Source organism: Knoellia sp. AC549 (assembly GCF_979258975.1).
Genome location: NZ_OZ409890.1, coordinates 1312189 through 1325124 on the forward strand (window position 1 = coordinate 1312189; position 12936 = coordinate 1325124).

Annotated in this window: 14 protein-coding genes; 8 read left to right on the top strand and 6 right to left on the bottom strand. The window is 70.2% G+C overall.

From position 1 onward, the window contains the following. The first annotated feature begins 55 nt into the window (after positions 1–55). The 7 genes from ACZZ98_RS06325 (at position 56) to ACZZ98_RS06355 (ending at position 6016) form a co-directional block, all read left to right on the top strand. Positions 56–970: a universal stress protein gene (locus ACZZ98_RS06325; protein ID WP_463515442.1), complete on the top strand. Its 915-nt coding sequence runs from the start codon at positions 56–58 to the stop codon at positions 968–970. 10 nt (positions 971–980) lie between these two features. After that, on the top strand, positions 981–1592 hold the full coding sequence (locus ACZZ98_RS06330) for a hypothetical protein (RefSeq protein WP_463515443.1): 612 nt from the start codon (positions 981–983) through the stop codon (positions 1590–1592). A gap of 161 nt (positions 1593–1753) precedes the next feature. Continuing rightward, positions 1754–2209 carry a hypothetical protein gene (locus tag ACZZ98_RS06335; RefSeq protein WP_463515444.1) on the top strand — a complete coding sequence of 152 codons (456 nt, stop codon included), beginning with the start codon at positions 1754–1756 and terminating at the stop codon, positions 2207–2209. Positions 2210–2222: 13 nt separating this feature from the next. After that, entirely contained in the window at positions 2223–3731 is a 1509-nt protein-coding gene (locus ACZZ98_RS06340; RefSeq protein ID WP_463515445.1) for a glycoside hydrolase family 3 protein, read from the top strand. A gap of 300 nt (positions 3732–4031) precedes the next feature. Then, positions 4032–5270, top strand: a complete 1239-nt coding sequence (locus ACZZ98_RS06345) for a pyridoxal phosphate-dependent aminotransferase (RefSeq protein WP_463515446.1) — start codon at positions 4032–4034, stop codon at positions 5268–5270. A 3-nt stretch (positions 5271–5273) separates the two neighbouring features. Further along, a complete protein-coding gene (locus ACZZ98_RS06350; RefSeq protein WP_463515447.1) occupies positions 5274–5669 on the top strand; it encodes a FluC/FEX family fluoride channel in 396 nt (131 codons plus the stop codon). Continuing rightward, a complete protein-coding gene (locus ACZZ98_RS06355) occupies positions 5666–6016 on the top strand; it encodes a fluoride efflux transporter FluC (RefSeq protein WP_463515448.1) in 351 nt (116 codons plus the stop codon). The genes ACZZ98_RS06350 and ACZZ98_RS06355 overlap by 4 nt, the downstream gene beginning before the upstream one ends. A gap of 70 nt (positions 6017–6086) precedes the next feature. Here ACZZ98_RS06355 and ACZZ98_RS06360 read toward each other — a convergent pair whose 3' ends face one another. The 3 genes from ACZZ98_RS06360 to ACZZ98_RS06370 form a co-directional block, all read right to left on the bottom strand. Then, the gene (locus ACZZ98_RS06360; protein ID WP_463515449.1) at positions 6087–6461 is read right to left on the bottom strand and encodes an MmcQ/YjbR family DNA-binding protein; all 375 of its coding nucleotides are present in this window, start codon (positions 6459–6461) and stop codon (positions 6087–6089) included. A gap of 139 nt (positions 6462–6600) precedes the next feature. Continuing rightward, positions 6601–8337: a S8 family serine peptidase gene (locus ACZZ98_RS06365; protein ID WP_463515450.1), complete on the bottom strand. Its 1737-nt coding sequence runs from the start codon at positions 8335–8337 to the stop codon at positions 6601–6603. Between the two features lie 104 nt (positions 8338–8441). Beyond that, the gene (locus ACZZ98_RS06370; protein ID WP_463515451.1) at positions 8442–8945 is read right to left on the bottom strand and encodes a hypothetical protein; all 504 of its coding nucleotides are present in this window, start codon (positions 8943–8945) and stop codon (positions 8442–8444) included. A 98-nt stretch (positions 8946–9043) separates the two neighbouring features. On the opposite strand from ACZZ98_RS06370, the gene ACZZ98_RS06375 reads away from it, so the two are divergent. After that, the gene (locus ACZZ98_RS06375) at positions 9044–9397 is read left to right on the top strand and encodes a hypothetical protein (RefSeq protein WP_463515452.1); all 354 of its coding nucleotides are present in this window, start codon (positions 9044–9046) and stop codon (positions 9395–9397) included. Positions 9398–9403: 6 nt separating this feature from the next. On the opposite strand, the gene ACZZ98_RS06380 is transcribed toward ACZZ98_RS06375, so the two are convergent. From ACZZ98_RS06380 to ACZZ98_RS06390, 3 genes are all read right to left on the bottom strand, one after another. After that, positions 9404–10660 carry an acyl-CoA dehydrogenase family protein gene (locus tag ACZZ98_RS06380; protein ID WP_463515453.1) on the bottom strand — a complete coding sequence of 419 codons (1257 nt, stop codon included), beginning with the start codon at positions 10658–10660 and terminating at the stop codon, positions 9404–9406. A 38-nt stretch (positions 10661–10698) separates the two neighbouring features. Continuing rightward, positions 10699–12024 carry an acyl-CoA dehydrogenase family protein gene (locus tag ACZZ98_RS06385; protein ID WP_463515454.1) on the bottom strand — a complete coding sequence of 442 codons (1326 nt, stop codon included), beginning with the start codon at positions 12022–12024 and terminating at the stop codon, positions 10699–10701. A gap of 85 nt (positions 12025–12109) precedes the next feature. Then, positions 12110–12895 carry a hypothetical protein gene (locus ACZZ98_RS06390; protein ID WP_463515455.1) on the bottom strand — a complete coding sequence of 262 codons (786 nt, stop codon included), beginning with the start codon at positions 12893–12895 and terminating at the stop codon, positions 12110–12112. Positions 12896–12936: the final 41 nt, after the last annotated feature.

Here is a 12936-nt window from a genome sequence, read left to right on the forward strand (position 1 = left end):
GGTGAGAGCTTCTGAACGTACCCCGCAGGCAACCCTCATGGGTATGGTCGCTGACATGGACGAACGCGAAGGTGAGGCCATCCCGGACGGCGCAGTTGTCGTGGGGATCGGGAACAGCGACCGCGACCAGGAGTGCCTCACCTGGGCGGGGAACTCGGCCCAGCGATCCGGCAGCCCGCTGCACATCCTCCACGCCCACGACCTCAGCGCGGAGATGGCGGCCATCGACCCGGTGGCGGGCAACACCATCTCGCTCGGCCCCGACGGCGACCTCGGCAACACCGGACTCCTGGCCGACGCGCTCGAGAGTGCCCGGGAGCGTTGGCCCGACGTCCCCGTCTCGGGGAGCCAGCCGTTCGTCCGACCGGAGCAGGCCCTCATCGACGCCTCCGCGAACGCCCGGCTCATCGTGGCCGGCGCCGCCCGCGTGAGCGCCCTCCAGCGCCTCGGCCTGGGTCGTCCCTCACTGGCTGCCGCGATGCACGCGAAGTGCCCCGTCGTCATCGTCCCGCAGGGATCGCGGGCGGACGCCGACGGCCCGGTGATCGTCGCCATCGACGGCTCGAGCCACAGCGCAGCAGCTGCCGAACGCGCGTTCTGGATCGCCGACCTCCGCAAGGCCCCGCTCGTCGCCCTCACGACCTGGAACGTCGAGGTCGTCGACGGCATGGTCGTCACGACCCCGGGCACGGACGCGTGGAACAGCACCGAGGCGAAGTACCGCGCCATCCTCGACAGGGTCGTGGAGCCGCTGCGGGCCAGCCACCCAGACGTCGACGCCACGGCAGAGGTCCTGCGCGGCTCCCCCGGCAAGGTCCTTGCCGAACGCTCCACCGACGGCGGGCTGCTCGTCATGGGCACGCGTGGTCGCGGCGGCTTCGCCGGTATGCACCTCGGGTCGGTGAGCCAGCAGGTGCTCGAGACCGCGAGCTGCCCGGTCATGCTCGTGCGCGCACCCCAGGCGAGCTGAGCCCAGACCGGTGCCTCACCGTCGGGACCGCTTCCGAGGACACATCGCCGGCATCGGCTCCACCTCCGGCGTGCGGGTCGTCATCGGCGACTGGCACGACACCCCTCTGGGAGCGTTCACCGACGCCATGGTCGAGACCGCGTCGGGTCACCGCGTGCTCCTGGCGCCGAGCGACGACGTCGCCACCTACGTCACTGCGACCTACTCCTTTGACGAGGTCCGCGTGGAGCCGTTGTCCCGCACCGTTGCCGGCCCGAGCTGGTCGGTGCGCTCGGACTCGCTCTCGCTCGACCTGACAACCGGATCGCGTATGCCGTTGGGCTGGCTCCTGCGAGCCGTGCCCGGCCCGCTCGGTGCCAGTCCGACCTGGGCCAGGGTGGTCGACCCCGTCGCGCGGGTGGTGCTGCCGGGGGTACGCACGGTCGGCACCGCCCTCGAGGGTCGCCGCGAGTTCTATGGCGCAACGGACCTGCGTCGGGTCACCTCCGCCGGGGGCAGCTTCGACGGGCAGGACCTCGGCACCCTCGCGCCCATCGACCCGCCGTGCCGGTTCGGCTTCTCGTCGACCCCCAGGACGCCCTCGGTCACCACCGTCGTCACGACCGTGGTGTCCCACACCTGATCCACCTCCACCTGATCATCCTCCACCCCCGCCCGGCGCTCCAGACCCCGGCCCGAGCGGACCGGACAAGCGCGGCATACCCCCTGGCGGTATGGCTCGAGCGCTGCTACGTTCGGAGTCGGATACCCGCCTGGGGTATTGCACCGACAGTGGAGAACGTCATGAGACAGCTCGGCAACACCCCGCGCGCCCGGTTCTGGTGGCACTACCTCGAGATGGTCCTCGCCATGCTCATCGGCATGGGCCTCTTCTGGCCCGTGTGGATCGGCCTCTTCGCGCTCGTCGGCCGGCCCGACCTCATGGACCGTGGCGACCTCGCCGCCGTCCGGATGGCCCTCAACATGACGGCCGGCATGGCGCTCTGGATGAGGGTCCGGGGACACGGGGGACGCGACATCGTCGAGATGTCGGTGGCCATGAGCGCACCGTTCTTCGTTCTGCTCATCCCTCACTGGACGGGCGCACTCAGCGCTGAAGCCCTCATGGTGGCGGCGCACACCATCATGTTCGTCACGATGCTGCTCGCGATGTGGTGGCGCAAGGACGTCTACAGCGCCGACCACTCGAGACATGTGCACGGTCGGTCGCGTCGTCGGTCGGAGAACGCGACCGCCTGATAATTTCGACGCAATGAACGGAACCGCGCACCCAGCCCGCTCCTCCCACCGCTCTCCTGACCTCCGCGCCCTCGCGCTCGCCGTCCTCCAGCCGGGCTTCGTGGGACTCACGCCCCCCGACTGGCTGCTGCGCGAGCTCGACAGCGGGCTCGGAGGCGTGGCTCTCTTCGCCCGCAACATCGACACCCTGTCCCAGGTGGCCGACCTCAGCGCGGCGGTGCATGCCGCCCGCCCGCAGGCGCTCATCGCCATCGACGAGGAGGCCGGTGACGTCACCCGCCTCGAGCACGCGACCGGTTCGTCGTGGCCCGGCAACCTCGCGCTGGGGGTCGTCGACGACGTCGCCCTCACGCAGGCGGTGGCTCGAGAGATCGGCACGATGCTCGACAACGCCGGCATCGACCTCGACTACGCGCCCGTGGCCGACGTCAACAACAACCCGGACAACCCGGTGATCGGGGTGCGCAGCTTCGGGGCCGACCCGGCGCTCGTCGCCCGGCACACGGGTGCGTGGGTTCGGGGCCTGCAGTCGGCTGGGGTGCTCGCCTGCGCCAAGCACTTCCCGGGCCACGGCGACACGGCGACCGACAGCCACCTCGACCTCCCGGTCGTCACCCTCGACGGGCTCGAAGAGGTTGCACTGCAACCCTTCCGGGCGGCCATCGCGGCCGGCACGGCGTCCATCATGAGCGCCCACATCGTCGTGCGCGGGTTGGACGACGGTCCGGCCACCTTGTCGCGCCGGGTCCTCGTGGACCTGCTGCGGACCGAGCTCGGCTTCGGGGGGCTGGTCCTCTCCGACGGGATGGAGATGGGCGGGATCACCGGCTCCATGAGCCTGGCGCAGGGTTGCGTGCGCGCCGTGGCTGCGGGTGTCGACCTGCTCTGCATCGGGGGCGGTCTCGCCGAGGAGGACACGGTCCTCGACGTCGCGGACGCGCTGGTCGACGCCGTGCACGACGGTCGGCTCGAGGAGTCACGCCTTGCCGACGCGGCGCAGCGCGTTGGCTGGGCCGCCGACGAGCGGGCCCGTCTGCGTGAGGCAGCGGCTGGCGCTGGGGCCTCTGCAGCGGGCGGCTCGCATCCCGCCGGGGTCGATGCCGCCCGCAGCGCGATTGTCGTCCGTGGTCCGCTCCGCACGATCGAGGCAGAGCAGGCTCCCACCGTCATCGAGCTCAGCGCGCCGACCAACATCGCCGTCGGCGACGAGACCATGAGCGGCATGGCGACGGCCGTGGCGCAGCGCTGGCCCGGGTCGAGCACCACGCGGGTGAGCAGCGCTCCTGAGCTTGTCGAGGCGCTGCCGACCGCGGACGGTCGCGCGCTGTGGGTCTCCGTCCGGGACCCGCACCGTCACGCCTGGATGGCCCCTGCGCTCGCAGCCCTGCTCGAGGCGCGACCCAACGCCGTCGTCATCGACACCGGCTGGCCCGGGTGGACCGCACCGGAGGGCACGACCCACGTTGTCACCCACGGAGCGGCGAGGGTCACGGCCGAGCGCGTCGTCGAGCTGCTCGCCTGACTCTCTGGCTGCGTCCGCACGTGGAGGTCGGCTGCGGGTGTCATCAGGCCGATGACCTATAGGTGTTCGGCTGAACACCTATCGGTTGTCGATGCGGGCGAACAACCATGCGGCACCAGGTCCTCGGCCTTCGCCCGCGAGGGCGTGGACGGACCGCCCGGCCCGTCGGCCCACCGACGTCCCCGACAGTCTCGCCGGGGCTCCCTGAGGCGGGCCTCGGTCGACGACCGGACCGCAGGCTGCCGCACGTCGGACGAAACGGGTGAGCGGGCGGCATACCCCGTCTGACAGCATGCGTCCATGCGCCCGATCGTCCAGAGCAAGAAGCTGCAGCACGTCCGCTACGACGTGAGGGGACCGATCCTCGTCGAGGCCCAGCGGCTCGAGGCCGAGGGCCACAAGATCCTCAAGCTCAACATCGGCAACACGGCGCCGTTCGGCTTCGAGGCGCCCGAGGCGATCGTCGCCGACATCATCCACAACCTGCCCGAGGCACAGGGCTACTCGGACTCGCGCGGCATCTACAGCGCTCGCACCGCCGTCGCGCAGTACTACCAGGCGCGCGGTCTCACCGGCACGGTCGTCGACGACGTCTACATCGGCAACGGCGTCTCCGAGCTCATCTCCATGGTGCTCCAGGCGTTCGTCGACGACGGCAACGAGATCCTCATCCCGGCGCCGGACTACCCGCTGTGGACCGGCGCGGTGTCGCTGTCCGGTGGGACGCCCGTGCACTACCGCTGTGACGAGAGCAACGGCTGGAACCCCGACCTCGACGACATCGAGTCCAAGATCACGCCCAACACGCACGCGCTCGTCGTCATCAACCCCAACAACCCGACGGGCGCGGTCTACAGCGAGGAGATCGTCAGGGGGCTCGTCGACATCGCCCGTCGCCACCAGCTCGTCCTCATGGCCGACGAGATCTACGAGAAGATCATCTACGCCGACGGCCTCGACTCGGCCGTGACTCCGGTCCACCACCACGTCGCGACCTTTGCGGAGGACGACGTCCTCTGCCTCACCTTCAGCGGTCTGTCCAAGGCCTACCGGGTCTGCGGCTACCGCGCCGGCTGGGTCATGGTGTCGGGGCCCAAGCACCTCGCCGAGGACTTCCTCGAGGGCCTGACGCTGCTGGCCAACATGCGCATGTGCGCCAATGTGCCTGCGCAGCATGCGATCCAGACGGCGCTCGGCGGCTACCAGTCGATCAACGAGCTCACCGTCCCCGGCGGTCGCTTCTTCGAGCAGATCAAGCTCGCGAACCGGCTGCTCAACGAGATCCCGGGCGTCTCCTGCGTCGAACCCCACGGCGCGCTCTACTGCTTCCCGAAGCTGGACCGCGAGATGTATCCCATCGAGGACGACCAGCAGTTCGTCATCGACCTGCTCCGTGCCAAGAAGATCCTCGTGACGCACGGCACCGGGTTCAACTGGTTCGAGCCCGACCACTTCCGTCTGGTCACCCTGCCCGACACCGAGGTGCTCACGGAGGCCATCGGTCGCATCGCGGAGTACCTCGAGACCATCCGCCGCTGACCCGTGGCGCCTCGGTCGCGTGACCTCGCACTGGTCGCCCTGGGTGGCGCCCTCGGGGCGATCAGCCGGTATGCCGTGGGCACCGCGGTGCCGCACGTGAGCGGCGGTTGGCCGTGGGCGACGTTTGCGGTCAACGTGTCCGCCTCGCTGCTCATCGGGGTCCTGGCGGGGTGGGCCCACTGGCGGCACGCGGCCGAGTGGGTGCGGCCGTTGCTCATGACCGGCTTCCTCGGCGGGTTCAGCACCTACTCGGCGTTCGCGGTCGACACGATCGCGCTGGCCGACGCGGGGAGCGGCGGTCTCGCCGCGGCATACGTCGTCGTCACCCTGGCAGCATGTGTCGGCGCGGTCGGTGTCGGAACTGTTGTGGCACAGACAATGTGGCGGCGGCAACCTTGACGTCCTGGCTGCTCGTCGCGCTGGGTGCGGCCATCGGTGCACCGCTTCGGCATGCCGTGACCCAGGGTCTGCGGGAGCGCGGCGCCACAACGCACGCGGGCACTCTCGTGGTCAACGTCGTGGGTTCGCTCGTGCTGGGACTGCTTGCCGGCGGCGGAGTCGAAGGCAGCACGATGGCGCTCGTGGGCGTCGGCTTCTGCGGTGCGCTCACGACGATGTCGACGCTCGCCCTCGAGGTGTGGGACTCCCTCATCGAACGGCGGGGCCGACACGCACTGGCCACCACCGCGCTGCACCTGGTGCTGGGCCTCGGCGCAGCCTGGCTCGGCTGGGCCCTCGTCGCGTGACCTCGTCGAGATCGGGCAACACGCGCGGCTCCCGCGTCGGGCACCCGCGTGTCGCCCGATCTCGACGAGCTCAGGTCGGGCGCGGGACCTGCTCGGCGAGGGTGGGCGGCGCCTGGATGCAGTAGGAGTCGGTGAGCAGCTCGGCCAGCTCCTCCCAGTCGGTGTCGTCGTCGACGAGCAGCCCGACGACGTTGCCGCCCCAGCTCGCCCTGAAGTAGGGCGCGCCCATGTGTTCGAAGGCGACGACCTCATCGGGCTCGGCCCGGAACGTGATGCGGAACAGCTGGTCCTCGCCACCGAAGATGTGCGCGACGGTGGCGGAGCGCACCTTCCACGCCATCCCGATCCAGGCGTCGTGCTCGTGCACCTCCGGGAAAGCGCTGAGTATCTGCGAGATCCGTTCGATCCACTCGACCGGGACCAGCGGTCGCTCAACTGACGCCATGCTCCGTGAGCCTACGACCGAGGACCGACACCCACCTCGCGACCCGACACCTGTCAACCGAGCCCGCCACAGACAGCGGTATGCCGCCCGCTCACTGGAGCGGGCGGCATACCGGATTGATCTGGTCTGGACCGGAGGGCTACTGGACGACTCCCGCGGCGTTGACGATGCCGTCGCCGTAGAAGGAGTTGAAGTCCGTCGTGCCCACGCAGCGAGCCGTGAACTCGGCGCTGCGACCCTCGGGCTCATAGGACCGGACGCCACCCGCCGGGCAGGCGTGGTCGGTGGCGCTGTCCATGAGGAGCGACTTCGTCGTTGCCGGAGCCAGGGTGAAGGTGCTGGTGGATGCACCCGTGCCGTGGGCGCCGACCGCGAGCGCGGCGACACCAGCAGCATGCGGGGAGGCCATCGACGTGCCCTGGAACCACGCGTAGTAGGAGCACGTGGCCTTCTGGTCGGGCTGGCGCACACCGGTGCACTGCTTGATGACGCCGGCGTCGCGGCCCGGCTTGGTGATGTTGCCGTTCTTGTCCACCTCACCGGTCTCCCGGAGCGAGGCGAGCGAGGCCGACGACAGGATGAGGTTGCCGTTGGTCATGAAGGTGTCGGTGCCGATGCCGTCGCGGTACCAACCGCCCGGTGCGGACACCTCGATCTCACCCGAGGTCAGGTCCGTGGCGTAGTTCGAGTAGTCGGCCTTCTCGCCCGACGGGCCGAGCGCCGAGACCCCGATGACGTGCGGGCCCTCGACGGGCAGATCCCAGCAGGTGTCGTTGTCGATGGTGCGCGGGTGCTCGGTCCCACCGGGGTAGTCCGGGCTGGTGAGGTCGGTGCGCGGGTTGCTCAGGTCCTCGTGGTTGTTACCGAGAGCACCGACGAGCGTGACGTTCTTGGAGTTGGCGTAATCGAGCGCGCGGCTCATCGCCTCGATGATGACGTCCTGCTCGGCCGCCTCCTCCGGGCTGTCCTCCGGCGCACCACCGGCGCAGTTGTAGAGCCACGGGTCGACGTAGAAGGACATGTTGACCACGTCGAGCCCCGTGTCACCGGCGTAGGTAAGGGCGTTCGTGACCGGGCCGAGGAAGAAGTAGCCGCTGTCCTGGCCGCCGCGGATGTTGACGATGTCGACGTCGGGAGCAATGCCGGAGAGGCCGAACCCGTTGAGCGCGGCGCCGATCGTGCCGGCGACGTGCGTGCCGTGGCCGTTCTGGTCGACGTCGGCGTCGTCGGTGCAGTCCGCCGTGTCGCAGGGTCCGTCGATGTCCGGCATGTCGGTCGTGAAGTTGCGCGACAGGGCCGCGTCGAAGTTCGGCGCGAGGTCGAGGTGGGTGCCGTCGACGCCGGTGTCGAGGACGCCGACTCGGACCTTGTCACCCTTCTCCGTGGCGCGTGCCTCGAAGGCGTTCACCATCTCGAGACCCCAGAGGTGGCCGTCGAGCGGATCTGCACCGGGCGGGGGCGGTGGCGTCGACTTGTAGGTGCCGTTGGCGCGCGTCTTGTCGAAGACGTGCTCCTTCTCGATGGGGTCCGGACCCTTGGCGCGCGTGGGCGCGGTCCCGATGGAGCGCTCCTTCGCGGCACCCTTGACGCCGGCGAGGCCGCGAGCCTTGGCAAGCAGACCACTGGACCCTTGGACGGTGACGAGACCGATCCGGGTGTTGACCGATGTGACCGTGCCACCTGCCTTGCGCAGCGAGGCTGCGACGGCCTTGGCGTCTCTCCCGGCGTCGACCAGGACGACGTAGCTTGCGGTGCCCGACGCGGTCGCGGCCGGCGCTGCCACGACGTTGGGGACAGCGGTGGCGGTGGCCGACCCGGCGATGGCGGCCAGAAGTGCCGCCGTCCCGGTCAGAGCCACGATGCGAGATCGTCGCATGTGTTCCTCCTCGTGCCTGTGGTGCGCCCCATTGCGCACCACTGGTCAACGTATCCCCCGAGGGAGCCGATGGACACGGTCGCGAATGACCAGATTCGCCTTGGTCAGCCCGACGGCTGCTCCCAGGTCGCTCGCGCTCCGGCGTCACCGGTGAGGACCACGTAGACCAGGGTCGCGACGGAGGCGACGACGATCAGGACGGGCAGGGCGAGCTCGACCCACGCCCGGGCACGCGCCTTGGCTCCCCGGCCGCTGACCAGGCCCGATGGCCCTCCGAGGAGGGCGACCCCCAGGACCGACACCACGAGGAAGCCGATGGTGACGAGGGACAGCGTCTCGCCGAGTTCCTGGTGCTCCAGGATGCCGGCGCGCACCGGGTTGTCGGCGGGCAGAGCAGCAAATCGCGACTCGAAGAAGTCGTCACCGCTGAGGCGTGCAGACCAGGTCACCACGGTCGCGACGACGGCCAGCACGACGGTCGGCCAACGGGAGAGGTAGCGCCACCTGGGCATCGCCGCGAAGACGATGGCCGCGATGGCCGCCAACGGAGTGAGGACCACCGCTGCGTGCACGACGAGAACGTGAGCCGGGAGACCGTTGACTTCCATGACCAGCACCTCACTGTCGGGGCGGACCACGCGCCCGGTTTCCCCGGCACGCGCTGCGAACACCATAGGCGTCGTGGTGCAGGCATATGCTTCCCCGCATGCCCAAGCGTCGCCCCTCCAAGCCGATGCCGGACGTCTTCGAGACGTTCGCCCACCGGGTCGACGAGGCAGAGGAGCAGGGCGCTCCGATCGACGCGACCCAGGTCGCCAAGGGTGCCGGCGTCTCGTTGGGGCTGATGGTCTGCGCCGCGCTCGGCTTCGTCCTGGGCTTCTGGGTCGGCACGCAGAACGAACCCGACCTCGCCTACGACCACCTCGTGTGGGAGGGCATCATCAAGGTCGGGTTCGCCGTGCTGTGCGGGCTCCTCGCCGCGGCGGTGGTCCTCGCCCTCGCGACGCTCGCGGTGGGCCTCCCGTGGGTCCGACGCCAGCGCCAGCGCACCCGCGACTGACCGGTCCTACTTGAGCTGGCTCGAGCTCATCCCGAGCAGGCGACGGGCAATGACGAGCAGCTGGATCTGCTGGGTGCCCTCGAAGATGTCGAGGATCTTGGCGTCGCGGGCCCACTTCTCGAGCAGCTCGCGCTCGCTGTAGCCGGTCGCGCCGGCGAGCTCGACACAGGCCAGGGCGACGTCGACGCAGGTGCGCCCCGCCTTGGCCTTGGCCATCGAGGCCTCCATGGAGTTCGGCTTGCCGTTGTCCGCCATCCACGCGGCACGCAGGGTGAGGGCGTGCGCTGCCTCGTACTCGGCCTCCATCTGGATCAGCCGCGCCGCGGCGTACGGCTGCACGTGTGCCGGCCGGTCCCATTCGACGGTGACCCCGGCCCCCGCGAGGAGCTCGGTCGTCGTGTCGAGGCAGCCACGGGTCAGGCCGAGGGCCATCCCGGCGACGAGCGGACGGGTGTTGTCAAAGGTCTGCATGGCGCCACCGAAGCCGCCTGCGGTCTTGATCTCCGGGTCGCCGAGCAGGTCCTCGGCAGGGACGCGGCAGTCGTCGAGGTGGAATGCGGCGGTGTCGGAGGCTCGGATGCCGAGCTTGTGCTCGAGGCGCACGAGCTTGAGGCCGGGGTTGTCGCGGCGCACGACGAACGACTTGATCGCCTGCTTGCCCAGGCTCCGATCCAGCGTCGCCCAGACGACGACGAGCTCGGCGCGCTCGCCAGAGGTGACATAGATCTTCTCGCCGTTGAGGACGTACTCGTCACCGTCCCTGACGGCGGTCGTGCGGATGGCGCCGGAGTCCGAGCCGGTCTCCGGCTCGGTGATGGCCATCGCTGCCCACTGCCCGGCATACCTTGCTTTCTGTTCTTCGTTGGCGACGGCCGCGATGGCCGCGTTGCCGAGTCCCTGGCGCGGGATCGAGAGCGTGAGCCCGACGTCGCCGCGGCAGGTCTCGAGGATCGAGAGCACCGAGGAGAGGTTGGAGCCGTTCTTGACGCCGTTGTCCTTGCGCGTGTTGCGGCCGGAGCCGACAGCGGCGACGACGCCTTCCTGGTCGTCGACGGCGCGGGTGGTGTGCGACGCCCCGGCGCCCTGACCGGCGCCGGAGGAGCCCATGCCGTCGATAACGGCGGAGATGAGGTCGAGCTCCTGCGGGTAGGTGTGCTCGGCGAGGTCGTACTTGCGGGAGATGGGGCGGAAGACCTCCTCGGCCATGCCGCGGGCCTGCTCGACGAGCGGGCGGAACTTCCGGGGTACCTCAAGATCGATCACTGGGTCGTCCTTCGATGGCTGAGTCTGTGAATTGCCGGTCAGACGAGCAGGGTGCCCTCGAGGACACCCGCTCCACGGAGGTCGCGGTACCACCGCTCGTTGTCGAACTCCTTGACGAAGCCGTGTCCGCCGAGGATCTGCACGGCGTGCGAGCCGATCTGCGCTGCATGCGTCGCCGTGAGCGAGCGCGCCTCGGCGGCGACCTGGGCGACGTCGGTCCCGGCGTCGAGGCGCGCCGCCGCCTTGAGGGTGACGAGCCGGAGTCCGTCGAGCTCGACGGCGATGTCGGCGATCATGAAGGCGACGGCCTGGCGCTGCCCGATGGGCTCACCGAAGGCCTTGCGCTCCTTGGCGTAGGTGGTGACCTGGTCGAGCACAGCCCTGGCGGTGCCGCAGGCGGCTGCGGCCAAGGCGATGCGGGATCGGCGCACGGCGTCGCGGTGGTCGTCGGCGGTGCCGAGCAGGTTGGACCGGGGGACGGTGACGTCGGTGAAGATCGCGCGGCCGGTGCGGGCCGCCCGCACCCCCATGGCCGGGTCGTCCTCGATGGTGAGGCCGTCCGTCGCGGCCTCGACGACGAGCAGGCGCGCCTCACCGTCGACCATCGCCGAGATGACGAAGATCTCGGCCCTGTCGGCGCCCGCCACGACGGCCTTGGTGCCGTTGACCACGAGCGAGTCGCCCTGTGCGACAGCGGTGGTCGTCAGGGCAAACGGGTCGAAGAGCGGCTGTGGCTCCTGGAGGGCCAACGCTGCCGCGGCCACGGGCTCGTCACCGGTGAAGTGCGGCAGGTAGGTCGCCTGCTGGTCGGCGTCGCCGTAGAGGGCGAGGGCGGTGGCCACTGCCGCGGTCGCCATCTGCGCGACGGCGATGCCCATGTCACCGCGGGCCAGCTGCTCGAGGACGAGCACGCCGGTCACCGCCGAGCGCTCCTCGGCGATGCCCCCGAGCTCCTCCGGCACGCCGACGAGCCCGAGGCCCATCTGCTCCATGGCCTCGCGGACCTCGTCGGGCACGGCCCGCTCGGTGTCGGCGCGGGAGCCGGCCGGCCGGATCACCTCGTCGGCGAGGTCGCTCGCGGCCTGCTGGAGCATCTGCTGGTCCTCGGTCGGCGTGAGGTCGAAGACCCCGCTGCGCCTCACCGTGGCCGGACGGGCCGCCGCGCCCGAGCCCCTGGACTTCGTGAAGGCGCGACCGACGGCGACCTGGGCCTTGAACCCGTTGTGGGCGCCGCGGTTGAGCAGTCTCTCGACCCGGCCGCGCACCTTGGGGTCGGCCATGACGGGGAGTCCGCCGGCCTTGGCGATGAGCCGCAGACCGAGGCGCTGGCCCCGGTCGGCGAGCGAGGGTGGCGTGGTCGCCATGGTTGGGCTTCCCTTCGAGGAAAGGTCGTCTGTCCGCACAGTGCAGCAGGAAACTACCCGATACCGCTAGTGCCTGATACCGAGCCTAGCCCACGCTTGCCGCTCGGTAACCAGCGGGGACGGAATCAGCGCAACCACCAGTCGGGGGTCGTGTGACGAGTCGCCCGCCTGCGGCCGCCGACTCGTCACGCAGCCGCCGACTCGTCAGATCGCGTCCGCTCTGCCGACCTCGATCTCGGTCCCGAGCTTCCCATCCGGGCACGAGCGGCAGGTTGTCGCCGCTCCAGAACCGCCCCGGGTCGTACCAGTTCATCGGCGCATCCGGCGTGAGCAGGCCCATCTCCTCGTAGGTCAGGGCCACGACCTCGGCGCAGTAGGCCACCTCGGGCCGCATCGCCTTGAGCTCGAGGTCACGCCGTGACACGTGGGCGTCGCGACCCGAGAGCCACCGCCAGGCAAGCCGCCCCGTCGACGGGAACGACACCCCGTCGAGTCGGGCGATGCACCGCAGCGCGGCGTCCTCGTGCTCCTCACCGACCTCGGGCGTCAGCTGGCGCAACCAGGCTCGTTGCTCGTACCTCTCCTGCCAGAGCGTCACGGCAGCCCGCAGGTCGTGGAGCTGGACCCCACGGTGGAAGTCGCCGGTCCACAGGTCCTGCAGCGACTTCCCCAGCTCGGCGTGCCACATCAGGGGCGGCAGGTCCTCGAGGACCACGGCCATGCCGACGTGGTTGACCGGCGAGTTCGTCGCGGTCTGGATGGCACGGTCGGCGACCGAGCGGCCACGGAAGATCCAGACGTCACCCGTACGCGTGAGGTCGACCGCCTCGTCGAGCGAGAGGCCGGCGGACGTCCCGTGCGAGGAAGGCATGACGGCAGCGTATGCCGGGTGCTCCCGATCGGTGATCACTG

Excerpts from the sequence above, each read along its gene's own strand:
- ACZZ98_RS06345 (WP_463515446.1), top strand. The coding sequence starts at position 4,032 with ATGCGCCCGATCGTCCAGAGCAAGAAGCTGCAGCACGTCCGCTACGAC.
- ACZZ98_RS06375 (WP_463515452.1), top strand. The coding sequence starts at position 9,044 with ATGCCCAAGCGTCGCCCCTCCAAGCCGATGCCGGACGTCTTCGAGACG.
- ACZZ98_RS06325 (WP_463515442.1), top strand. The coding sequence starts at position 56 with ATGGACGAACGCGAAGGTGAGGCCATCCCGGACGGCGCAGTTGTCGTG.
- ACZZ98_RS06370 (WP_463515451.1), bottom strand. The coding sequence starts at position 8,945 with ATGGAAGTCAACGGTCTCCCGGCTCACGTTCTCGTCGTGCACGCAGCG.
- ACZZ98_RS06360 (WP_463515449.1), bottom strand. The coding sequence starts at position 6,461 with ATGGCGTCAGTTGAGCGACCGCTGGTCCCGGTCGAGTGGATCGAACGG.
- ACZZ98_RS06335 (WP_463515444.1), top strand. The coding sequence starts at position 1,754 with ATGAGACAGCTCGGCAACACCCCGCGCGCCCGGTTCTGGTGGCACTAC.
- ACZZ98_RS06390 (WP_463515455.1), bottom strand. The coding sequence starts at position 12,895 with ATGCCTTCCTCGCACGGGACGTCCGCCGGCCTCTCGCTCGACGAGGCG.
- ACZZ98_RS06385 (WP_463515454.1), bottom strand. The coding sequence starts at position 12,024 with ATGGCGACCACGCCACCCTCGCTCGCCGACCGGGGCCAGCGCCTCGGT.
- ACZZ98_RS06340 (WP_463515445.1), top strand. The coding sequence starts at position 2,223 with ATGAACGGAACCGCGCACCCAGCCCGCTCCTCCCACCGCTCTCCTGAC.
- ACZZ98_RS06365 (WP_463515450.1), bottom strand. The coding sequence starts at position 8,337 with ATGCGACGATCTCGCATCGTGGCTCTGACCGGGACGGCGGCACTTCTG.